Annotated in this window: 18 protein-coding genes; 3 read left to right on the forward strand and 15 right to left on the reverse strand. The window is 65.7% G+C overall.

What is annotated here, in order from left to right; genetic code table 11:
* Positions 1–17 precede the first annotated feature (17 nt).
* The 14 genes from QMG52_RS12795 to dinB all read right to left on the reverse strand — a co-directional run bounded on the left by QMG52_RS12795 (position 18) and on the right by dinB (position 17,974).
* Positions 18–1,277, reverse strand: a complete 1,260-nt coding sequence (locus QMG52_RS12795) for a cell division protein FtsQ/DivIB (protein WP_283560783.1) — start codon at positions 1,275–1,277, stop codon at positions 18–20.
* Positions 1,267–2,670: a UDP-N-acetylmuramate--L-alanine ligase gene (gene murC / locus QMG52_RS12800; RefSeq protein WP_283560829.1), complete on the reverse strand. Its 1,404-nt coding sequence runs from the start codon at positions 2,668–2,670 to the stop codon at positions 1,267–1,269. The genes QMG52_RS12795 and murC overlap by 11 nt, the downstream gene beginning before the upstream one ends.
* Positions 2,671–2,858: 188 nt before the next feature.
* Entirely contained in the window at positions 2,859–3,992 is a 1,134-nt protein-coding gene (gene murG, locus QMG52_RS12805; RefSeq protein WP_283560784.1) for an undecaprenyldiphospho-muramoylpentapeptide beta-N-acetylglucosaminyltransferase, read from the reverse strand.
* Positions 3,989–5,371 (reverse strand): putative lipid II flippase FtsW, encoded by a 1,383-nt coding sequence (gene ftsW / locus QMG52_RS12810; RefSeq protein ID WP_283560785.1) that lies wholly within the window; start codon positions 5,369–5,371, stop codon positions 3,989–3,991. The genes murG and ftsW overlap by 4 nt, the downstream gene beginning before the upstream one ends.
* The gene (gene murD, locus QMG52_RS12815) at positions 5,371–7,020 is read right to left on the reverse strand and encodes a UDP-N-acetylmuramoyl-L-alanine--D-glutamate ligase (RefSeq protein WP_502920522.1); all 1,650 of its coding nucleotides are present in this window, start codon (positions 7,018–7,020) and stop codon (positions 5,371–5,373) included. Before murD ends, ftsW begins: the two co-directional genes overlap by 1 nt.
* 8 nt (positions 7,021–7,028) lie before the next feature.
* Positions 7,029–8,141: a phospho-N-acetylmuramoyl-pentapeptide-transferase gene (gene mraY / locus QMG52_RS12820; RefSeq protein WP_283560787.1), complete on the reverse strand. Its 1,113-nt coding sequence runs from the start codon at positions 8,139–8,141 to the stop codon at positions 7,029–7,031.
* Positions 8,138–9,712 (reverse strand): UDP-N-acetylmuramoyl-tripeptide--D-alanyl-D-alanine ligase, encoded by a 1,575-nt coding sequence (locus QMG52_RS12825; protein ID WP_283560788.1) that lies wholly within the window; start codon positions 9,710–9,712, stop codon positions 8,138–8,140. Before QMG52_RS12825 ends, mraY begins: the two co-directional genes overlap by 4 nt.
* 6 nt (positions 9,713–9,718) lie before the next feature.
* Positions 9,719–11,521, reverse strand: coding sequence for a Mur ligase family protein (locus tag QMG52_RS12830; RefSeq protein ID WP_283560789.1), 1,803 nt, complete (start codon positions 11,519–11,521; stop codon positions 9,719–9,721).
* A 19-nt stretch (positions 11,522–11,540) separates the two neighbouring features.
* Complete coding sequence (locus tag QMG52_RS12835) at positions 11,541–13,346, reverse strand: peptidoglycan D,D-transpeptidase FtsI family protein (protein ID WP_283560790.1); 1,806 nt, start codon at positions 13,344–13,346, stop codon at positions 11,541–11,543.
* 64 nt (positions 13,347–13,410) lie between these two features.
* Positions 13,411–14,058, reverse strand: coding sequence for a cell division protein FtsL (gene ftsL / locus QMG52_RS12840; RefSeq protein WP_283560791.1), 648 nt, complete (start codon positions 14,056–14,058; stop codon positions 13,411–13,413).
* Positions 14,055–15,056, reverse strand: a complete 1,002-nt coding sequence (gene rsmH, locus QMG52_RS12845) for a 16S rRNA (cytosine(1402)-N(4))-methyltransferase RsmH (protein WP_283560792.1) — start codon at positions 15,054–15,056, stop codon at positions 14,055–14,057. Before rsmH ends, ftsL begins: the two co-directional genes overlap by 4 nt.
* 291 nt (positions 15,057–15,347) lie before the next feature.
* Complete coding sequence (mraZ, locus tag QMG52_RS12850) at positions 15,348–15,779, reverse strand: division/cell wall cluster transcriptional repressor MraZ (RefSeq protein ID WP_283560793.1); 432 nt, start codon at positions 15,777–15,779, stop codon at positions 15,348–15,350.
* Positions 15,780–16,142: 363 nt separating this feature from the next.
* Positions 16,143–16,514: an SCO2097 family morphological protein gene (locus QMG52_RS12855; RefSeq protein ID WP_283560794.1), complete on the reverse strand. Its 372-nt coding sequence runs from the start codon at positions 16,512–16,514 to the stop codon at positions 16,143–16,145.
* 203 nt (positions 16,515–16,717) lie between these two features.
* The gene (gene dinB / locus QMG52_RS12860) at positions 16,718–17,974 is read right to left on the reverse strand and encodes a DNA polymerase IV (RefSeq protein ID WP_502920523.1); all 1,257 of its coding nucleotides are present in this window, start codon (positions 17,972–17,974) and stop codon (positions 16,718–16,720) included.
* 146 nt (positions 17,975–18,120) lie between these two features.
* On the opposite strand from dinB, the gene QMG52_RS12865 reads away from it, so the two are divergent.
* The gene (locus tag QMG52_RS12865) at positions 18,121–18,801 is read left to right on the forward strand and encodes a hypothetical protein (protein ID WP_283560796.1); all 681 of its coding nucleotides are present in this window, start codon (positions 18,121–18,123) and stop codon (positions 18,799–18,801) included.
* A 41-nt stretch (positions 18,802–18,842) separates the two neighbouring features.
* The gene (locus QMG52_RS12870) at positions 18,843–19,934 is read left to right on the forward strand and encodes a polyprenyl synthetase family protein (protein ID WP_283560830.1); all 1,092 of its coding nucleotides are present in this window, start codon (positions 18,843–18,845) and stop codon (positions 19,932–19,934) included.
* Between the two features lie 69 nt (positions 19,935–20,003).
* Here the strand turns inward: QMG52_RS12870 and QMG52_RS12875 are convergent, their stop codons facing one another.
* Positions 20,004–20,375, reverse strand: a complete 372-nt coding sequence (locus QMG52_RS12875) for an Rv2175c family DNA-binding protein (RefSeq protein ID WP_283560797.1) — start codon at positions 20,373–20,375, stop codon at positions 20,004–20,006.
* Between the two features lie 267 nt (positions 20,376–20,642).
* On the opposite strand from QMG52_RS12875, the gene QMG52_RS12880 reads away from it, so the two are divergent.
* Positions 20,643–21,896, forward strand: coding sequence for a LysM peptidoglycan-binding domain-containing protein (locus QMG52_RS12880; protein ID WP_349361715.1), 1,254 nt, complete (start codon positions 20,643–20,645; stop codon positions 21,894–21,896).
* The last annotated feature ends 63 nt before the right edge of the window (positions 21,897–21,959 follow it).

A 21,959-nucleotide genomic window follows, 5' to 3' on the forward strand; every position in this document is an offset into this window, starting at 1 on the left:
GGATTAATCGGTGAAAATTATCTCGTCACCGGGTGCCGCGGCGTGCTGACGTCGTAAACCTGTACCGCCGCCGGGGCAGGCTTTCCTACCGCCGCCGTCGGAGCGGGGGCATTCAGCAGCGCTTCCAGGACCTTCGCCTTGAGCTCCTTCTCGCTGGCGTTGCCCCAGATTATCGTCTTTCCATCGTTGAGCGTCAGTTCGACGGCGTCCGGCGAGGCAGCCGATGCATGCTCCAGTTTAGCGAGCACAGTCTGCGGCAGTGCAGCCAGCACCCCGGCCATGGCCTTGAAGGTCTCCTTGCCGATGACCGCGGTGCCGCCGTCGATCAGCGGCAGCGCCACGGCGGCAGGATCCGCCGTCCCGCCCAACTGTATGCCGTCCGGGTCAACCATAATGTACTGCTGGTCCGTTTTGAGCAGCGCGACCGGCTCACGTTCCAGCACATGCACCAGCAGGGACGACGGCGGCCTCGCTTCCACGGACACGGAACGGACCTGTTGAAGCGGCGCCAGAAGATGTTCCACTTGGGCTTGGTCGATCTGCGGCAGCGGCTTGTCTTTCAGCGGCGCCAGCGCTGCCTGAATGACCCCGGTCGTGGCCAGCTTGTTGCCGTCGACCGTGATGGTCTTCAGCGCCAGCAGCGGAGAGAACATCGCGATGGCAAGCACGGCAGCGACGACAACGGCAATGCCGACGACGGCGATCCAGAGATTGCGCCGGCGGCGCCTCCGCGGCGGCGCCGGAAAGGCAAGGACCGTGGCCGACGGACCTTTTACAGCTGACGGACCCGATTCCACATCGTCCGACCCTGGGCTGTCCAGTCTTGCAGTGAGCGGCTCCGGCGCGCCCGGCGCCGCGTGCAGCGCGAGGACGGAAACCTTGGCGGAACCCGCCCTGGCAGTTGAAGCAGGCGCGGCAGTTGAAGCAGTCGCGATAAAAGCACCGACTTCCCGGCCTGCGGCTGCCAGGGCGCCGCCTTCCCGGCCCACGTCCCCCGGGCGCCCGTCTGCCACAGTGCCGCCTTCCCGGCCCACGCCTGCCGGAGTGCCGCGTTCCATGCCCCCGTCATCGAGGGTGGAGTCCGCATGGTGGTCCAGCGCAGCGTCGTCGGGGACAGCGTTTTTTGCGGTGCCGATCTTTGACGCGGTGACTTTGCCGGAGTGCGGCGCCGGACCGTCATCCGCCGCCGCGGACCGCACGTCGGAACGCGTGCGAAAGCCGGGACCCGGCTTAGCCGGGTCTGTGCGGATCACCGGAGGCTTGCGTTTACCCGTCATGCGTGCCGTCCGCCCTGTCCGACGCGTTCTGGGTCGGCAAGCCGCTGCGCCCGGGGGCCGTTTTGCCGTCGAGGGCAGCGACCAGGGCGGCCCCGTATCGGGTCACGTCGCCGGCGCCGATGGTGAGGATGATGTCGCCGGGTGCCGCGGCCGCCGTGAGGACGGCGACGGCGGCCTGCGCGTCCGGAAAATGTCCCCCGGGCCGGTCCAGACCCACGGTGATCAATTCGCTGCTGACGCCGGGAATGGGATCTTCGCGGGCTGGATAGATGTCCAGCACCGCCACGGTGTCCGCGCTTGAGAGCGCACGGCTGAACGCGGCGGCGAACTCCCGGGTGCGGGAATAAAGGTGGGGCTGGAAGAGCACGTGAACTTGGTGCTCACCCGCCACGGCCCGGGCCGCGGCCAGGGCCGCGTCAACCTCCGTCGGGTGATGGGCGTAGTCGTCGAACACGCGGACCCCTGCCGCTTCCCCTTTGGCTTCAAAGCGCCGGGCGGCACCGGAGAAGGTCCCCAGCGCGGCCACCGCCACCGCCGGATCCACGCCGAGTTCCAACGCCACGGCCAAGGCGGCCACGGCATTGCGCACGTTATGAACGCCGGGGACCTGCAGGGCCAGCGGCAGCTCCAACAGCTGCCCCTGTCGGCGCACCGTGACCGTGCCGTGGGTGCCGGTACCGCGGCTGACCATCTCCTTGGAAATCCGCAGATCCGCCGTCCCGCCGTGACCGTAGAGCAGCACCCGCGTTCCGGCGGCCCGTGACTGCTGCGCCAGCGTCCGGGAGCCGTCGTCGTCCGAGCAGGCGATCAGCAGCCCGTCCGGCGGCAGCAGCGCGGCAAAATCGGCAAAGGCACGGTGGACCGCCTCGGCGCTGCCGTAGTGGTCCAGGTGGTCCGGCTCGGCGTTGGTGACGACGGCGATCGTCGGCCGGTAGTTCAGGAAGGAGCCGTCCGACTCGTCCGCCTCGGCGACAAAGATGCCCGATGTGCCGTGTGCTGCATTGACGCCCAGCGCCGGGACGGTACCGCCGATGGCAAACGATGGGTCCAGACCGACTCCGCGCAACAGCACGGCAATCATCGCGGTGGTGGTCGTTTTGCCGTGGGTCCCGGCCACCGCCACCACGGTGTGGCCCTGCATGACGGCGGCCAGGGCTTCGGAGCGGTGCAGCACGCGGAGTCCGGCGGCCCGGGCGGCGGCAAGTTCCGGGTTGGACCCGCGGATCGCGGACGACACGACGACCGTGTCAACTGCACCGATGGAACCGCTGTCCTGCCCGACGTGCACCCGGGCACCGAGGGCCGCTAAGTCAGCCAGCGCGGTGGAGGCGATCGCATCGGAGCCACTGACCGTAACGCCGCGGGCCAGCATGATCCGCGCGATGGCTGACATCCCGGCACCGCCGATGCCGATGAAGTGGACGCGGCCCAGCGTCGTGAGCGCATCGTCCGCGGCGGTCCCGGGGCTGCCGGCGCTGCCGGGGCTGCCGGCGCTGCCGGGGCTGCCCGCGCTGCCGGGGGCAACACTGCTGACACTGTCGCTGTTGTCGGTTCCGCTGCCTATGTTGACTGAGGCTGCCGTCATCGTCCTGCCGCCTTCTTAACCATCTCTGCCATCCGGTCGTCCGCATCGCGGATGCCCAACCGCCGGGCCTGCAAGCCCATATGTTCGAGCCGCCGCTGGTCCGCCAGCAGCGGCAGAATTTCCCGCTGCAGCCACTCCGGATTGAAATCGGCATCCCGGACCAGCAGTGCCCCGCCGGCGGAAACCAGCGGGGCAGCGTTGAGCGCCTGCTCGCCGTTGCCGACCGGAAGCGGAACGAACACCGCCGGCAACCCCACCGCGGCGACTTCGGACACCGTGCCGGATCCGGCGCGGCAGAGCAACAGATCGGCAGCAGCATAGGCCTGTTCCATCGCGTCGACGTATTCCACCTGCCGGTACCGCTCCCCCGCAAGTTGGGTACCGTCGGCGGCCATAACTTTCTTGCCCCGCCCGGTGATGTGCAGCACCTGAACACCGGCGGCGAGCAGCGCCGGCAGCGACCGCGCGACGGTCTCATTGATCCGCTGTGCCCCGAGTGATCCGCCCGTGACGATCAGCGTCGCCAGCGCCGGGTCCAGTCCCAATGCTTCCCTGGCCGTCTGCCGGGCAGCACTGCGGTCGAGTGCGGAGATTTGGGTCCGCATGGGCATGCCCACCAGCTGGCCGCGCCTGATTTTGGTCTGCGCGAACGCGGTGCCGACGAACTCCGTGAAACGGGCCCCGAGCCGGTTGGCCAGCCCTGCCTTGCTGTTGGCCTCATGAATGACGATCGGGATGCCGCGCCGGCGGGCGGCCAGGTACATGGGGCTGCAGACGTATCCGCCGACCCCCACCAGGACCGTGGCATTGGCCCGCTCCAGGATCTGCGCGGACTGCCGCACTGCCCGTAGCAGCCGGCCGGGCAGCCTGAGCAGCTCAGCGGACGGCTTCCGCGGCAGCGGGACACGATCGATGACGGTGAGCTCAAGCCCGGCCGCCGGGACCAACCTGTTTTCCATCCCGTCCGCCGTTCCCACGGCCAGCAGCCGGATCGCCGGATCGGCCGCGCGGAGGGCAGCGGCGATGGCCAGCAGAGGGCTAATGTGCCCCGCCGAGCCGCCGCCGGCCAGCACCACGGATAGCGGGCCTGATGTGCGGCCGGGGCCGGACGGGCGAACGGGAATAGTCATGATGGAGCTTTTTCTCTTTCCGGATGAGTGCGGGCAAAAGACAAGACGACGCCGATGGCCGCCAGGACCAGTGTCAGCGCCGTGCCGCCGTAGGAGATCAGCGGAAGGGGGACGCCGATTACCGGAAGCAGCCCGGTGACCATGGCGATGTTGACGAAGGCCTGGCCGATGATCCAGGTCATGATGCAGCCGCACACAATGCGGATGAACGGGTCGTTGTGGCGGACGATAACGCGGAAGATGGCCAGTGCGATGATGCCGTACAGCACAACGAGCACCATTGTTCCCAGCAGGCCCAGTTCCTCACCGATAATGGCGAAGATAAAGTCGTTGTGCGCCTCCGGGATCCAGTTCCATTTCTGCCGGCTCTGGCCCAGCCCGACACCCCACCATCCACCCGAGGCCAAGGCATAGATGCCGTTTTGCGCCTGGAAGCAGAGGTCATTACCGTCGCTGCAGTTACCCTGCCAGCCGGAGAGCCGGGAGATCCTGTTGCCGCTGGTCAGCGCCATCACCACCGCGGCGATTGCGCCAATGACGGCCGCCGGAACGAAGACGCGTGCACGGGCACCGGCAAAGTAGAGCCCGGCAGCAACGATCCCCATCATAATCACGGCCGTGCCAAGGTCGTGGCCGAGCAGGACCAGACCGATCGCGAGACCGGCGACGGGGATCACGGGGATGGCCATGTGCTTCCCCTGCGTCAGCAACGGTTCCTTGCGGGCGAGGACGGCCGCCATCCAGAGCGACAGAGCCAGCTTCGCCGCTTCAGACGGCTGGGCGCTGAAGCCACCGATTTCAATCCAGTTGCGGTTACCGCCGACCGCTTTTCCGATCGGACTGAACACCAACGCCAGCAGCACAAGGGACAGCCCGACGGCCGGCCATGCCAGTTTCTTCAGACGGCCGATGCTCAGCCGGGACAATATGAGCATCGCTATCACGCCGATGCCGGCGTACATGCTCTCTTTCAGGAAGAGGTCATAGGCGGGCACATTCTGCGAAATGGATTCCGCGGCGGAGGCCGAGAGCACCATCAGCAGGCCAATGCAGGTCAGCGCGAGCGTGGCACCCAAGATGAGGTAGTAGCTGGAACCATTGCTGGGCCGGTTGCTGCCTTCGATCCTGGGCCAGAACTCCCGGAAAAACCTACTGACCCGGGAAACCGATGTCACCGGATGGCTGCCTGCGGCGCGTCCTGCGGCAATCGGACCGGTCCTGCGGGCGCCGGTCGACCTATCGTACGGGTTGGCCCCGGCGGATCTGCCGTGCACCTTGGCGCCGGCGGACCTTTCATGTGGCGCGGCGCCGGCGGCCGGGCCCTTCGGGGTAACTCCGGCCCGGCCCTTGGGGGCCGGCCGAGCGGGCGTGCTGACCATTAAAACTCCTTGCCGGCCTTCGCCTGCCCTTCCACGAGCCCGCGGACGGCGCTGATAAACGCCTCCCCGCGCTGGGCGTAGGAAGCGAACTGATCCATCGATGCCGAGGCCGGAGCCATCAGCACCGTATCGCCCCGCAGGGCTATTGAGGCGGCAGAGGCCACCGCCCGGGCCATCACGGTCTCGCCGGAAAGCGGCGGCCCTCCCCGACCTGGTTGTGTGTCCGGAGGCTGAGTGTCTCCTGCCGTCTGTACATTTCCAGTCTGTACCTTTCCAGTCTGTACATTTCCAGTCTGGCCCGTTCGTGTCTCGATCACGGGCACATCCGGCGCGTGTCGCCGCAGCGAACCGCTCAGTGCGCTAGTGTCCGCCCCAATCAGGATCACGGCTTTGAGACGGTGGCCATGCCTGCGGATCAGCTCGTCGTAGTTAACGCCTTTGGAGAGCCCACCGGCAATCCAGATCACCGAATCGAACGCCGACAGGGACGCCGCCGCCGCGTGCGCGTTGGTGGCTTTGGAATCGTTGACCCAGAGCACGCCGTTGACGCTGGCCACCGGCTGGATGCGGTGCTCTCCGCTCTCGTACCTGTGCAGGCCGTCCCGGATGGCGCCCGGTTCGAGACCGTAGGCGCGGACCAGCGCGGCGGCGGCGAGTGCGTTGGCCACCAGGTGCCGCGGCACCAGTTCCGCGATGTCCGAGACCTTGGCCAGTTCGACGGCGGAATGCTTGCGTTCGGCGATGAAGGCGCGGTCCACCAGCAGTCCGTCGACGACGCCGACCATGCTGATGGCGGGTATACCGGTGGTGAAGCCGATCGCGCGGCAGCCCTCGACGACGTCGGCCGCTTCCACCATCCGCTCCGTCTCGTCCTGCTCCGCGTTGTAGACACAGGCGAGCCGGGTGTTCGCGTATATTTTCGCCTTATCCGCCGCATAGGCCGCAAAGGATCCGTGCCAGTCCACATGGTCCTCAGCCAGGTTCAGGCAGACGCTGGCCGCCGGGGAGACGGTATGGATCCAGTGCAGCTGAAAGGTGGAGAGCTCCACGGCCAGGACGTCATAGCCCTCCGGTTCGCGGACGGCGTCCAGTATCGGCGTGCCGATGTTCCCTGCGGCGATGGCCCGCAGTCCGCCGGCCTGGAGCATGAGCTCCACCATGGTGGTGGTGGTGGTTTTGCCATTGGTGCCGGTGATCGTGATCCAGTCGGCCGTCTTCCGCCCGGCGCGGATTCGGACCCGCCAGGCCAGCTCGATGTCCCCCCAGACGGGGATCCCGGCGGCCGCCGCGGCGACCAGCAGCGGATGAGACGGGCGCATTCCCGGCGTGGTGACAACGAGCTCAGCCTGCTCGCCGTCCACCTGCGGCAGGCGGGTTGACGTCTCCTCACCCAGCAGAACATCGGCGACCCCGACGATCCGCAGGGTATCGGCGTTCCGGCGGGCTTCGCCGTCGTCGGACGCCGCGACCACCACGACCCGCGCGCCCAGTTCGGCGAGCGTGTCCGCTGCGGAAAAACCGGTCTTCGTGATGCCGGTGACCACCACGCGCAGTCCGGACCAGTCCGCGTCCCAGCTGGTCAGCGCGGCCAGGCGGTCCGGATCAGCCTTGGGGACATCAGCCTTGGGGACATCGCCGCTGGGGTTAATTGACCGGCTCACAATTGGACAATCCATTCGGCATAAAAGGCGCCCAGGCCCACGGCCACCATCAGCCCGCAGAGGATCCAGAAACGGACCACGACGGTGACCTCGGCCCAGCCCTTGAGCTCGAAGTGATGCTGCAGCGGTGCCATCTTGAACACACGTTTGCCGCCGCTGAGCTTGAAGTAGCCCACCTGAATGATGACGGAGACCGTGATCAGCACGAACAGGCCGCCGATGATGGCCAGCAGGATTTCGGTCCGCGAGAGGATGGCGAAGCCGGCTATGGCCCCACCGATGGCCAGCGAGCCGGTGTCCCCCATGAAGATTTTGGCCGGTGATGTGTTCCACCACAGGAAGCCGATCAGCGCCCCGAAGATGATGACCGACAGCAGTGCCAGGTCCAGCGGATCCCGAACGCTGTAGCAGATGGTGCTGGAGACCGCCCGCGGCGAACCGCACCCCTGGTTGCCCTGCCAGATCCCCATCAGCGTGTAGGCGCCGAAGACCATCACCGAGGCACCGGCCGCCAGACCGTCGAGGCCGTCGGTGAGGTTCACCCCGTTCGTGGCCGCGGTGACAATCAGATTGGACCAGATAATGAACAGGATTACCCCGACGCCGGCACCTGCGAACGCCAGATCCAGGCCCGGAATGTCACGGGCAAAGGAGATTTTGGTGGTGGCGGGCGTCAGCCCCAGATCATTGGGGAAGTTCAGTGCCAGCACGGCGAACGTCACGCCCACGGCCGCCTGCAGAATGAGTTTTGCTTTGGCATCGAGCCCCAGGCTGCGCTGTTTGGAAATCTTGATGAAGTCATCCAGGAAGCCCACCAGCCCCATGCCGACCATCAAGAAAAGCATGAGCCAGCCGGATACGCTCGGACCAGCCGAACGAGGGTCAAGCATCCAGAGCACCAGGTGCGTGACCAGGTAGGCGAACACCACCGAGCCGACGACGACGGCGCCACCCATGGTGGGCGTGCCCCGTTTGGTGTGGTGCGAGGTAGGTCCGTCATCGCGGATGAACTGGCCGTATCCCTTATTCACCAGCAGCTTGATGAAGAGCGGCGTTCCCACCATGGCCAGGGCCAGGCCCAGGCCGGCGCCCATGAGCAGTCCGATCATTGGTTCCGTGTCCCTTCGCCCTCGGTGCCGTCAGTTGGTAATGCTATCCGATCGCCCAGAAACCGCAGTCCGGCGCCATTGGAGGATTTGAAGAGCACGATGTCCCCCGGGCTCAATTCCCGGCGCAGCAGCGCGTAGGCCGCGTCGGCATCTTCAACGAATACGGATTCGTCCCCCCACGAGCCCTCCATCACCGCCGCGACGTGCATGGCGCGGGCTGCTTGTCCCACCACCACCAGCCGGGAGATGTTCAATCGGACCGCTACGCGTCCGATCGCATCGTGTTCGTGGATCGAGTCCGCGCCAAGTTCCAGCATGGCGCCGAGCACGGCCCAGGTGCGGTGTTCCGCGCCGCCGTCGCCGCGCCCCAGCTCGGCCAGGGTGCGCAGCGCCGCCCGCATGGACTCCGGATTGGCGTTGTAGGCATCGTTGATGACGGTCACGCCGTCCGGTCGGACGGTACGTTCCATCCGCCAGCGGCTTTGGGCCTTCTGTCCGTTCAGCGCCTCGGCAATGAGATCCGCCGAAGCACCCGCAACGCGTGCGGCAGCGGCCGCGGCCAACAAATTGGTGACTTGGTGCAGCCCGAGCAGTCCGCTCGTGACCGGCCTTCCGGCGGTGTCCGCGGCTGCACCGCCCTCGTCAGCAGCACCACAGTCAGCAGCACTTTCGCCAACAGCACCATCGTTAGTGCCACCGCCTCCCGCGGCGCCGTCAGTGAAGTGCAGGATGAATTCGGGATGGCCCTGCGCATTGGTCGTGGCCTCCGAGGCCCGTACCATTGGGTGGCCGCCGGCCGTATCCGGGCTGCCGACTCCAAAAAAGACGATCCGGGCCGGTGTGCGCCCAGCCATGGCGCTGACCCGGACGTCATCGCGGTTCAGCACGGCGGTTCCGTCGGAAGAGAGCGCTTCCACCAACTCGCCCTTGGCCTTGGCCGTGTTTTCCACCGAGCCGAATTCGCCCGCGTGCGCGGTGCCGACGCCCAGCACGACGCCGATGTCCGGCTTCACCAGGGAGGCAAGATACCTGATGTGGCCGATGCCGGTGGCACCCATTTCGATGATCAAGTACCGGGTGGATTCGTCGGCCATGAAGACCGTCAACGGAACGCCTATCTCGCCGTTGTAGGAGCCCTGCGGGGCCACGGTAGGACCGAGCCGGGACAAAATGCCCGCCAGCAGATCCTTGGTAGTGGTTTTCCCCGCCGAACCTGTAATGCCGACAACCGTCAGCGTCCCGGCCGCGCGGATCAGCCGCACCGCCTCGGCCGCCAGCGCCCCCAGCGCCAGCACGGCGTCCGGGACGATCACCGCCGGATAGCTGCGCCCGGCCGGATCCAGGATCTCCCGCTCGGCCAGCATCAGAACCGCGCCGGCCGCAACGGCGGCGGAAATGAAGCCGTGTCCGTCGGCGGATTCGCCCGGTTTGGCAACGTACAAGGACCCGGGGAACGCCGCCCGCGAATCGGTGACGATGTGGCCAAGGCCGATCATCTGCTTTGGGTCTGCGGTGGACGTAAGGCGGCCGTGGGTTAGCGCGGCCAGCTGTGCCGCTGTCAGTTCAATCATCTCGATCTAGGACTCTATCCCGGGAACGGGCTCGGGAGTGAATCCGAAGCGGCGGAGGGCGTGGCGGAGTTCGACTCTGTCATCAAGGGCAAGGTTGATCCCCTTGACCTCCTGCCAGACCTCATGACCGCGTCCGGCCACCAGGATTGTGTCCTGCGGACGGGCCAGTTCCACGGCCCGAAAAATGGCGTCAGCGCGGGGAAAAACCTCCAGGATCTCCCGTCCCAGCGACCGCTCCGCATTTGCCTGGCGGGCGCCGGCCAGAAGATCCCGGCGGATGGATGCCTCGTCCTCATCGTGCGGGTCATCATCAGTGATAATCACAACATCCGCGAGCTGGGCCACCACTTCACCCATCTTCGGGCGCTTGCCGGCATCTCGCTGCCCCGTGGCGCCAAAGACCACGATCACGCGCGAGCCAGGTTCGGACGAACGCACGGCCAGCAGGGCGCGCTTAAGGGCGTCCGGATTGTGCGCGAAATCCACAATGGCCGCGGGCGATTTTCCCACCAGCTGCATCCGGCCCGGCACCTGCACCGTGAACGGATCGTGGCTGTCCAAGGCGGCTTGCACCCGCTGAAGCGCCGTCGGCCCCGTCTGGCCCAGAAACTGCAGCACCATCAACGTTGCCAGGGCGGCATTGGCGACGTTGAACCGACCGGGCAGCCCGGTCGAGACGTTCAGCGTGCGTCCATCCGCCCTGCGCAGCACGAAAGAGCTCCCGAGCCCGCGCGGACGGACAGCCGTGACCTGCCAGTGCGTCGGATCGGCCCGGCGGCCCGGGGCGGGAGCGGCGGCCCCATGGGCTGCCGCCGCCACGCCCGTGGCGACCCCCTCGATCGTGGCGCCTACCTCGGCCGTCGTGCCCGCTTCGCCCGCTTCGGCCACCTCGCCTGTAGTACCCACTTCGCCTGGAGCGCCAACTTCGCCAGTAGCGCCAACTTCGCCAGTGGAGAGGGTGGTGACAGGTATCCGGCAGGATTCCGCCAAGCGCCGGCCCCAGGTGTCGTCGACGGTAATAACGGCTGCGCGGGCATGGTCGGGACTGAATAGTTCCGCCTTCGTGGCGAAATACGCGTCCATGGTGCCGTGCAGATCCAGATGGTCCTGTGTCAGGTTCGTGAAACCGGCGACGTCGAAGACGACCCCGTCCACCCGGTGGAAGGACAGGGCATGGGACGACACTTCCATCGACGCCGCGTCCAGCCCGCGCTCACGCATCAGGGCGAGCAGAGCATGCACATCCGTCGATTCCGGCGTCGTGAGCCGACTGGGGATCGCCGCGGATCCGGCCAGAATCTCGATGGTGCCGATCAGTCCGGTGCTGCCCCCCAGCGCCTGCAGCAGCGAATTGATGAAATACGTGGTGGTGGTCTTTCCGTTGGTGCCGGTCACGCCGTACAGCGGCATCGGCGCGGCATCGGGGTCCGCTGTGCCGTAGATGAGCGCCGCCACCGCTCCAACGATCGCGCGCGGCTCCGGCACCACGAGCACCGGCACGCCCGGGCCACCGGGCAGCAGGCGCAGCCGGCGTTCGCCGTCGTCATCCGTCACAATTGCCGTGGCACCCGCAGCCAGCGCCTGGCCGGCAAACTCAGCCCCGTGCCTCTGGGCTCCGGGCAGAGCCAGATACAGGTCCGCCTGTTCAGTCGCGCGGGAGTCCACGCTGGCGCCGGTCACCGCAATGCCGCCGAAGTCCTGGGCGCGCGCACCGATGAGCTCCGCCAGCGCCGCAAGCGGCACCGGCTTCACCCGGGCGGGCCGCAGGGAGGACCCGGCGCTGCCTGGCAGCGGTTCATGTGAGCTCATTTATCCGACTCCGAAACCTTCAGTATTTCTGCGGCAGAGCCACAGAGTGTGTGGTGGACGGCGGCACGTTGTTGCTGTGCAGGACCTGACCCATCACGGAGTTGAACACGGGGGCCTGGGAAATACCGTAAATGTCACCCTGCGGGCGCTGGACCGTTACCAGCACAACATACTGCGGGTCCTCCATCGGCGCCATGCCGACAAAGGAAGCCGTGTACCCTTCAAAGCCGGCACCGTCGTCCCTGACGGCCTCGGCGGTACCGGTCTTGCCGCCCACCCGGTAGCCGGGCACCGACACGTCCTTGGCGTCCGCGGCGGTAACAACACTTTCCAGGATGTCTTTGACCTGCTGCGCGCTCTGCGGGCTGACAACCTCGGTGCCGGCGGACCCATCCACCTTGTGTTCCGTGCCGTCCGGATCAATATAGGACTCCACCAGCTGCGGCTTAAGCCGAACGCCGTTATTGGCGATCGTCTGGTAGATCATCGCGGTCTGCAGCGGCGTCTGCGAGACACCCTGACCGAAGAGCACCGTGAATTCCTGCCGGCCGTCCCACGAGTCCGGCTGCGCCAGGATCCCGGCGTTTTCACCCGGCAGCGGGATCCCGGTGGCCTGACCGATGCCGAAGTTGTGCAGGTAGTCATAGCGCTGCTGTTTGCTCAGCCGCTCACCGACCATCACGGTCCCGGTGTTCATCGAATCCCCGATGATCCCGGCGAAGGTGCGCTGTTCCGTCCCATGGGTAAAGGCGTCAGCGAAATTCTCCCCGTTGACCGTGTAGGTCGGCGGCACCAGCACATGCGACAGCGGGCTGACCTTGCCTTCCTGAATGGTGGCCGCGGCGGTGACCGTCTTTTCGGTGGATCCGGGTTCTATCGCCGCCGTGACCGAGCGGGCACCCCGGTTGGCCGCGTCGGTGGCTCCCGGATTGTTCGGATCCACGGTGGAGTCCTCGGCCATCGCGACAATTTTGCCGGTCTTGGCCTGCACCACCACGATGTTGCCCCATTGGGCGCTGAACTTCTTGACCTGATCGGAAATAGCCTGCTGCGCGAAGTACTGCAGGTCGCTGTTGATCGTCAGCTTCACGGTCTCGCCGTCGACGGCGGGCTGGTTTTCCTCCGGCGCGGTGGGAATGACAATGCCATTGGCCCCGCGCTGGTACTTTCGGCTGCCGTCTGCGCCCTGCAGCTTGGAGTTCAGCGTCTGCTCGATTCCGGCCAGCGGCGTGCCGTCGGAGCCCAGGAAACCCACAATGCTGCCGCCTACAGCGCCGAGCGGATATGTCCGCTCGCTCGTTGCCTCGGAATAAATGCCCGGAAGCTGCAGGTCCATCACCTTGGACTCCACCGCCGCAGTGACGCCCTTGGACACATAGGCGAAGTCGGAATTGCCGGTGACCGTCTTACGGACGTCCGCTTCCTTCAGGCTCAGGGCATCCGCCAGTTCTTGGATCCCCTCATCCCGGGTGACCGTATCGACGTTGCCGGTGCCGGAGTTCTTGCGGACAAAGGTATCGGCGGCGGTGCTGTTTTTCGGTGAGACCGTGATGTTGTACCGGACGATGCTCTGTGCCATCACCTTGCCGTTGGCGTCCACGATTTCGCCCCGCGTTGCGGGCAGCTTTGAGACCACGGTGCGCTGATTGATGGCGGCCTCGGCCATCGATCCGGTGTCCAGGCCCTGAATCAGAAACAGCTTTCCGGAAATGATCAGCAGCAGCGCCAGAACCAATGCCAGCCCCACCCGAAGCCGGATTCTGTTTCGCGTGATGCTGCCGGAGGCCCTGGTATTTTTGCGGTCGCTGCCGGTGTTTTGTGCCACTTGCCAATCCTTATTACCTAGCCCTTGCAGCACTGCTGCCGGTCCGGTGCGCCGTCCGTTTGCCCTAGCCGTTCTTCTGCTTGGGCGCCGGTATGGTGCCGCCGTTAAGATCCTGTGCCGCCGTCCCCGCCGTCCCCGCCGCCGCCGTCCCCGCCTTCGACGGGCCGCCAGGCGCAACCGGTTCGGACGCAGCCGGCGCAGCGGCAGCCCCCGTCGTCTTCGACTCCTCCTGCTGGCCGGTGACCGCCGGCGGAGCGATCACCGTCAGGGGTTTGTCCCCGGCGACAGCCGCCGCGGGCTTACCCGTGACAGCCATGGTATCCAGGTTAATCTGCCCCGTGGACGAGGAGGTAACCATTCCCAATTCTGCGGCCTTGGCCACCAGATTCTGCGGAGCCTGCGCATTTTGGACCTGCTGTGTCAGATCCTGGTTCGTCTTCTGCAGTTCCAGCTGCGCTGCGCGAAGCTCCACGAGCTGGTACTGTCCGCTGGAAACGGAGATGTTCAGCACCAGCACGGTGGCCAACGCTGCCACTAAGGCGAGGAAACAGAAAACCACGAAGGGTGCCCGGCGTTTACGTGGGGCACTGACAACCAGCGAGAGCGGAGATCGGCCCTGGCGCGCCGGCCGCGCGTCCGGGGCAAAACTGGTGAGTGCACGGGCCGTATTTCCCATGATCGACTGGAAATTCCCCTGGGCCGATGCGCTCATATTGCTCTCCTGATTCGAACTCGTTCAACTGCCCGCAGCCGCGCTGACGCGGCCCGGGGATTTTCGGAAATTTCCGCAGCGGTGGGAACTTCGGTGCCCCGCGTCAGCATCTTCAGATCCGGTTTGTGCTCCTCCAGCTCCACCGGGAAGCCAACGGGCGCCGATGATTTGGAGCCGGCGGCGAACACGGACTTGACGATCTTGTCTTCCAACGAGTGATAGGACATGATCACGCAACGACCGTGCATGGCCAGCGAACCGACGGCTGCCGGGACCGCCGCTTCAAGCACGTCGAGTTCCTCATTAACTTCGATGCGCAGCGCCTGGAAGGTCCGCTTGGCCGGATGGCCGCCCGTCCTCGCAGCGCCCGCGGGCACCACCTGGCGGATTTGTTCGACCAGTTCTCCCGTACTGACGAACGGCTTCGTTTCTCGGGCAGAGACGATTCGGCTGGCTATCCGACCGGCAAATTTCTCTTCGCCCCATTTCCGGATCACCCGCAACAGGTCTTCTTCGCTGTAGGTGTTCACCACGTCCGCGGCCGTTTGCCCCCGGCTGGTGTCCATGCGCATGTCCAGCGGCGCATCGTAGGAATAGGCAAAGCCACGCTCCCGCTCATCGAGCTGGAGTGAGGAAACGCCGAGGTCCATGAGCACCCCGTGAACTTCCCGGAAGCCGAGATCGGCGGCGACGTTGGCGATTTCGTCGTAAACGGCGTGGACCAGATCGGTCCGCGCCGCGAAGGGAGCCAGCCGTTCCCCGGCCAGTGCCAGCGCCTCGGTGTCCCTGTCGATGCCGATCAGGTGCAACGAAGGAAACCGCTGCAGCATCGCCTCGCTGTGGCCGCCCATGCCCAAGGTGGCGTCGACTGCCACCGGGGTTTTTCCCGCGGCGATGGCCAGTTCAAAAGCGGGGGCCAACAGGTCAAGGCAACGGTCTTTCAAAACTGGTACGTGGCGGGCGGAGGTGGGCGGCGTGGGTTCGTCGTCGTGCGCCATCCCGCCTCCTTCCTCTCCCCGTCCGGTGTCCTGCATTCGGTGCTCGTCTATTCGGTGCTCGTCTATTCGGTGCTCGTCTATTCGGTGCTCGTCTATTCGGTGCTCGCCTCTTCGGTGCTCGTCCTGCTGTGCAGCAGACGGCTTCTTAAGCCAGATCCCCATCCGCGCCGGGCTGTCCCTGCCTGGCACCGGGGAAGGTGAGCCAGGTAGTTGGTGCCGGGCGGCTGGAGGTCTTGTTCAAGAATCCGTGTCTGTGTTTCGTGCTGGTGATCGACCGATGGTAGCGCCGGCTCAGAAGACGCCGGGAATGATCTCTTCGTCCGTTTCGGAATACGCGTTCTCCTTCTCCCCCAGGTACTCTTCCCATGCCGTGGCATCCCAGATTTCTGCCCGGTCGCCAGCCCCGATAACGGCCAGTTCCCGTCCCAGTCCGGCATACGTCCGCAATGCCGGCGGGATGGTGACCCGGCCCTGCTTGTCCGGAACTTCATCCGAGGCCCCCGATAGGAAGACCCTGCCGTAATCGCGCGCCTGACGGGAGGAAAGTGGAGCCTGGCGCATTCTTTCGTGGACCCTTTCAAATTCACTGCGGCTGAAAACGTAAATACAACGCTCCTGGCCCCTCGTCAGGACAAGCCCGTCGGCCAGTTCCTCGCGGAATTTGGCCGGCAAAAATATCCTGCCTTTCTCATCAAGACGCGGCGAGTGTGTTCCGAGAAACATCTCTACCGCCTTGTTGAAGCGGGGATCTGTAGTCCCCCGTTGCCACTACCCTCTTACAAGCTCCACTTTACTCCACAATCCCCCACGGTCAACGCCAACACGTCCGTAGTCGAGGTGTTTCACGGCCGGAATCCGCACCATCCCGTCGATGTCGCCACCTGGTGGGAGGTGGAGGGAAACGACGGCTTCGAGCAGGTTACTCTCAGTCAGGTTAAACAAAAAAAAGACCTGCGGCTGCGGGTCTTTCATTGGGTGAGTCAGTATTCAGCTGTATTCTTCCCCGGCGTTCTGGTCAACGCGGCCGGCTGCAGTCAGTGCTTCCGGCCGCGACACCAGCTGCCCGTCCTATGAGCAGCCTCCGGCCTATTGGCCGCGCCGGCGCTCATCCCAGCGTTCTTCCAGGCTGCTCATGAAGGAACTCCTGGGCTTCCTGGTCTGTCCGGCAGCAGAGCCCGTATCGGCGGTCCGGGGAGATCCGCGCCGCAGCGTGGCGACGTAGACTCCGGCACCCATGACCACAAACCCAGCCACGCCCAAGGGAATTATTTGCCAAGCCACTCCCGCCAGCAGCACCATGATGCCGGCAATTGCTATCAGCACGCCGATCACCACGTGTCTGGTTGAAAATGAGTTGGCGGGATCCGACCCTAATGTGTGGGCAAACTTAGGGTCCTCCGCATGCAGCTGCTGCTCAAGCTGATCCAGTAACCTTTGCTCGTGCTCCGAAAGGGGCATCTCGACCTCCTTCAGGTCCTTGCCGTTGGCGTCTACTCTTCAAACGAGCGGCGCCGGGTGGTTAGTTCCCGCCGCCGCGGGACACCTTCCGGCGAAGCCGTCCTTAGATAACTCCGTGCCTTAAGAATAGGCTTGATTTCACAGAACTGAAACCCTTGCCTGCGGCGCGGGAACAGCCGCGGGAACAGGCGCGGAGCCCGAGTCTAGCCGGGACCGTTGCGTGGAGGTAGGCGGTTCGACGACGGTCTGTCCGGCCCCGGTTCGAGCAGCCGGGCGGGCACAATCTTCTGCGACCCGAATTTGGCCGTGACGGCGTCCAACGCTGCCTCTGCCGTGCGCCAGTTGTCATCGCGGCGGTCCAGGCTCAGCTGCAGAAACGTTTGGCCGGCCACTTCCAGCTGCTCGGCCCGGAGGCCGATCAACCGCACGCTCATGGGCCGCGGTCCCAACGACTCAAGCAGCTGGACGGCGGTTGCATAGAGTATTTGCGCGCTGTCGACGGGCGTCTGAACCGTGCGCGCCCGGGTCACCGTGGAGAAATCCGCATATCTGATCTTCAAGGACACGGTCCGCGCCAGCAGCCCGGACTGCCGCAGCCGCGCCCCGGTCCGGTGTGCCAGCGCCAGCAGTCCGCGCTTGAGCACGGCATCATCGGGCGTATCGACTGCGAAGGTCTCTTCGGCTCCGATGCTCTTTTCCGTCCGCACGGGGGTCACCGGCCGCGGGTCAATGCCCAGCGAGAGCCGGTGAACCTGTTCCCCTCCGACGCCGAGCACGCGGCGCAGCACCGAAAGCGGAGTTGCCGCCACGTCTGCGACGGTGTGCACCCCCAGCCTGGCGAGGACCTGCACGGTCTTGGCCCCAACTCCCCACAAGGCCTGTACCGGCAGTGTATGCAGATACCGCACGGTGTCCGCGGCGGGGATCAGCAGCATCCCGTCCGGTTTGCAACGTGTGGAGGCGATCTTTGCCACGAACTTTGTCGACGCAATGCCTACCGAGGCCGTGATCCCGAGCTCCGCGCTGACTCGCCGTCGAATCAGCGCCCCGATCTCCAGCGGTGGCCCGAGCCGTCGTATGGCACCGGCGATGTCGAGAAAGGCCTCGTCGACGCTGAGCGGTTCCACCAAATCCGTAATCGAGTCGAAGATTTCCATGATCCGGACGGAGACCTCCCGATACAGTGCCTGCCGCGGCTCGATAATGGCCGCCGCCGGACACATCCGGATGGCCGCGGACATCGGCATGGCCGAGCGCACCCCGACGGCACGCGCCTCATAGGAGGCGGACAGCACCACCGAGCGCCCCTCCGGGTGCCCCACGATGACGGGCTTGCCTCTCAGCCGGGGAGCATCCCGCAGCTCGACCGAGACGAAAAACGCGTCCATGTCCACATGCATAATGTGGCTGCTGCGGTCCTGGTTCCCGCCACCGCCCTGATCTGCCTCCACACCTGCCATCTTAGGTTCAGGAACTGACATTTTGTCCCTGCCTGCCCCATCAGGCGGTGTGGACGTCCTTCCCGGAGCCCGTGCCGCGGTTTGCTGCGCCATGGCTAAACTGGAATGACCTGCTGCAGACACCTCCGCATTTAAGGAAACCAGTGATGTTGAACGGACCCGCATTTCCGAGTCAGGCCGACAAACGGGCAGATACGGCCTCCAAGGACAAACGGGCAGATACGGCCTCCAAGGACCGGCCGTCCGTCCGGGGGAACCGGGCCCCTGCTCTGGCCGCCGCCGCCGCCTTGGCCGCGGGGCTGCTCCTGAGCGGCTGCACCAGCCCGGGCACCGGATCCGGCGCCACAAGTCAGCCCGCATCGGGCAGCAGCCCCGCTTCGCCCGCCAGCGCCGGGGGCACGACGCCGGCCGGCCCGAGCGGGTCAGCCAGCCCCACGCCGTCCTCCTCGGCATCCGGCTCCGCCTCACCCACCGCCACCACGACGGCCACGGTCGGTGCCCTCGTCCAGGGGTTTCCCGCCGGCTTGCTTCCGGTTATGCCCGGGGCCAAGGCCACGGCGTCGAGCTTCACTAAGACCAATACCGCCGCTACGGCGTCGCTGACCGCGTCCACGACCGCGTCCAGCGCAGATGTCATCGCCTTCTACACGAAAGCGTTCCAGGATCAGGGTTTTACCGCGCTGGCCGGTGACGCCGTCGGCTCGGTGGCTGCCAAGGACTTTATCCGAGCCAACGGGACGGAAACCGTGCAGGTCTCCGTGGTCCCATCCGGCTCCGGGTTCACCTTCACCGTGAGCGCCAACGTTCTCCCCGCGTCGCTGAAGTGAGTGCCGACGCCAGCAGCCGCACCGAAGCGCGCCGGGACAGCGTGCAGTTGGAGAGCCAGGCGGCCGAGCAGGAACTCTTCATCAGCGGCGTTGCCCGGGAACTGGCCGGTTTCCTGGATTCCAAACGCGGGTTGCTCTCCGCCATCTCCCCCGACACAGTAATTTTGCTGGATTCCATCCGTGATCTGGTCACCGGCGGAAAACGCCTCCGTGCCCTGATGTGCTATTGGGGCTGGCGGGGTGCCGGCGGCGGTGAGGTTAGCGCCGAAATTGTCACGGCGGGAGCTGCCCTTGAGCTGTTTCAGGCCGCCGCGCTGATCCACGATGACATCATCGACCGTTCCGACATGCGGCGCGGCGGCCCGAGCGTACACCGGCAGTTCAGCCAACTGCATCAGCGCCACGGCTGGTCCTTGGACGGGGAACGGTTCGGTCACGCGGCGGCAATCCTGACCGGGGACCTGTGCCTGTCCTTCAGCGAGGAAGTCTTCGCGTCGATAGGAGCGCCGACGGCGGCCGGCACCCGGGCGCGCGAGGTGTTCAATCTGATGCGGGCCGAGGTGATGGCCGGACAGTATCTGGATATTCTGGAGGAGGTTTCCGGCCCGCATAAACCGGCGGGAACCGCCGTGCAGCGCGCGCAGTCCATCATCCGGTACAAAAGTGCCAAGTATTCCACCGAGCATCCGCTGGTGCTGGGCGGAGCCTTGGCGGGCGCGCCTTCGCAACTGCTGTCCGGCTATTCAGCCTTCGCGTTACCGCTGGGCGAGGCATTCCAGCTCCGTGATGATGTGCTGGGCGTCTTCGGCGACCCCGGAACAACGGGCAAGCCGGCCGGGGACGATCTACGCGAAGGCAAACGGACGGTCCTGGTCGGTCTCACGCTGGCAGCTGCCGGGGAGGAAGAAGCGCAGTTCGTGGACGAGCGGTTGGGCAGGCAGGAACTCAGCGACGACGAGATAGAACAGATCCGGGCGGTGATGATTGCTTCCGGCGCGCTGGCCGCGGCCGAGTCGCTGATCGAGAACTACAGCGACATCGCCTACACGGCCCTGGCTGCCCTGGATATTCCCGCGGGACCGGTCGTGTCACTGCGGGCCTTGGCTACGGCAGCGGTCCGGCGCAAGTCGTAAGCCGGCGCTGCCGCGAGCCAAAGGCGCCAGGGCGCCGTGCGCACGGAGCGCAACCGCCGGAGACCGCGTTTACCAGCCGAGGGCCTGGGCGCGGCGGCGGATCTCCGTCTTGCGTCCCTCGCGCAGCGCATCGACCGGGCGGCCCGGAAGGGAATCATCTTCGGTGAACAACCAGGCAATGGCCTCTTCGTCGCTGAACGCTGCATCGCCGAGTACCACCAAGGTGCCCCTCAGACTGTCAAGAATCTTCCCGTCCACAAAGAATGCAGCGGGGACGGATCGGATTTTGCGTTCGCCGATCCGGACTGCCAACAGCGCCCGGCTCTCCAGCAGGCTGTGGACCTTGGTGATCGAAACGCCCAGCAGCTCACTGACATCGGGCAGGGGCAACCATTCGCTGACTAGTTTCTCCACATTGTTCACCCCATAAGCGTGCCACATCCCTGGACCGCCATCCTATTCCTGGCGGTCACCGGTCCGGCGGGCATATATCACTGCCGCAACACTCCATGCAAGCCCGCTCCCCGGTTTTGGAAATGATTGTGCTATAAGAATTCTCGTGTAAATTCACATTAGTCACTTTTGTAACTAAGTTAACAGGAGGCCACCTCATTAACACTGGCACCTCCCCCATCAACGTTGAGGAACAATTTCATGACTCCCGCACATGCGCCACGACCGGGCCAGAAATCAGTAAGGAAGCTGGCCGTGGTTACCACTGCAGCCCTTCCTGTGGTCATGCTTTCATCCCTCGCTCTGGCAATGCCGGCAGCCGCTGCGCCGGGTACGGCTCCGGCCATGAGCACGGGCTCCGTGGCCTCCATGTCGGCGATCACAGCCGCGCGGTACGCCCACTTGCCAGCGGGAAATGTCGCCACGGCCATCCCCGCCAGCTTCGCGCCGGCCAAGGCCGCCGCCCCGGCCGATTACGTGGTGCTACCCGGTGATACCGTCAGTGCCATCGCGGGCCGGTTCGACTTGGACGTCAGCCAAGTGCTTGATGTGAACCAATTGGGAGCGGCCTCGCTGATCCATCCCGGCCAAAAGCTCACGCTGACCGGCACGGCCCCCGCCGCACCGGCTACCGTGACTCATGCAGCCACGCCGACCGCCGCCGTCGACAGCTACACCGTTCAGGCCGGCGATACCATCAGCGCCATCGCAGCTGCCCACTCCCTCGGGGTCAGCGACGTACTGTCCCTCAATGGCCTCAACGCGGCTTCGATCATCCGCCCCGGCCAGAGCATTAAGCTTGGCGCCGCCGCCGCGGCCGCCCCCGCCGCTTCCCCGTCCAGTTCGGCGAACTACCTGATCAAGGCGGGAGACACGCTGTCCGCCATCGCGGCGGGTAACGGTGTCACGGTCCAGGCGCTGGCCTCCGCCAACAACCTCACGATGAACAGCATCATCCACCCCGGTCAGAGCATCGCACTGCCCGGCACGGTCGCCGCGGCCTCCAGTGCTGCGCCCACGGAACTCGTGCCGAGCACTTTCCTGCACTACACCTACCCCGAGGCCGTGGTGGCCCAGGCCAACGTCAATAAGGCCGCACTGATGGCGGCTCCGGTCCCGTCCCGGGCCCAGATCCAGGAAATCGTTGCCGGCACCGCCAGCCAGATGGGCGTAGATCCCTCACTCGCGCTGGCCTTTGCCCTGCAGGAATCCGGCTTCAACCATCAGTCGGTCTCCCCCGCCAATGCCATTGGCGCCATGCAGGTCATTCCGCAGGCCGGGGAATGGGCCTCCGAGCTCGTTGGACGCCACCTGAACCTGCTGGATCCGCAGGACAATGTCACTGCCGGTGTGGCGATCATTCGGGCGCTGGTCTCCACCAGTGACTCCCTGGACAATGCCATCGCCGGGTACTACCAGGGTCAGTACTCGGTCACCCTGTACGGGATGTACCCGGACACACGGAACTACGTTGAGTCGGTGAAGGCAAACCAGGCCACGTTCGGCTAAAGCGAATTCCCCCGCGCCGCGCGGGGATAACGACGAGGGCCGGAACGGGTGTTGTTTCCGGTC

Origin of the sequence: Paenarthrobacter sp. PH39-S1 (genome assembly GCF_030063245.1) — a bacterium.
In the GTDB taxonomy this organism is placed as follows: Bacteria; Actinomycetota; Actinomycetes; order Actinomycetales; family Micrococcaceae; genus Arthrobacter_M.

Bases quoted from the DNA above. Each gene is read 5' to 3' on its own strand.
- QMG52_RS12795 (WP_283560783.1), bottom strand. From the start codon at position 1,277: ATGACGGGTAAACGCAAGCCTCCGGTGATCCGCACAGACCCGGCTAAG.
- murC (WP_283560829.1), bottom strand. From the start codon at position 2,670: ATGTCAGCCATCGCGCGGATCATGCTGGCCCGCGGCGTTACGGTCAGT.
- murG (WP_283560784.1), bottom strand. From the start codon at position 3,992: ATGACTATTCCCGTTCGCCCGTCCGGCCCCGGCCGCACATCAGGCCCG.
- ftsW (WP_283560785.1), bottom strand. From the start codon at position 5,371: ATGGTCAGCACGCCCGCTCGGCCGGCCCCCAAGGGCCGGGCCGGAGTT.
- mraY (WP_283560787.1), bottom strand. From the start codon at position 8,141: ATGATCGGACTGCTCATGGGCGCCGGCCTGGGCCTGGCCCTGGCCATG.
- QMG52_RS12825 (WP_283560788.1), bottom strand. From the start codon at position 9,712: ATGATTGAACTGACAGCGGCACAGCTGGCCGCGCTAACCCACGGCCGC.
- QMG52_RS12830 (WP_283560789.1), bottom strand. From the start codon at position 11,521: ATGAGCTCACATGAACCGCTGCCAGGCAGCGCCGGGTCCTCCCTGCGG.
- ftsL (WP_283560791.1), bottom strand. From the start codon at position 14,058: ATGAGCGCATCGGCCCAGGGGAATTTCCAGTCGATCATGGGAAATACG.
- rsmH (WP_283560792.1), bottom strand. From the start codon at position 15,056: ATGGCGCACGACGACGAACCCACGCCGCCCACCTCCGCCCGCCACGTA.
- mraZ (WP_283560793.1), bottom strand. From the start codon at position 15,779: ATGTTTCTCGGAACACACTCGCCGCGTCTTGATGAGAAAGGCAGGATA.
- QMG52_RS12855 (WP_283560794.1), bottom strand. From the start codon at position 16,514: ATGCCCCTTTCGGAGCACGAGCAAAGGTTACTGGATCAGCTTGAGCAG.
- dinB (WP_502920523.1), bottom strand. From the start codon at position 17,974: ATGGCAGGTGTGGAGGCAGATCAGGGCGGTGGCGGGAACCAGGACCGC.
- QMG52_RS12865 (WP_283560796.1), top strand. From the start codon at position 18,121: ATGTTGAACGGACCCGCATTTCCGAGTCAGGCCGACAAACGGGCAGAT.
- QMG52_RS12875 (WP_283560797.1), bottom strand. From the start codon at position 20,375: ATGTGGCACGCTTATGGGGTGAACAATGTGGAGAAACTAGTCAGCGAA.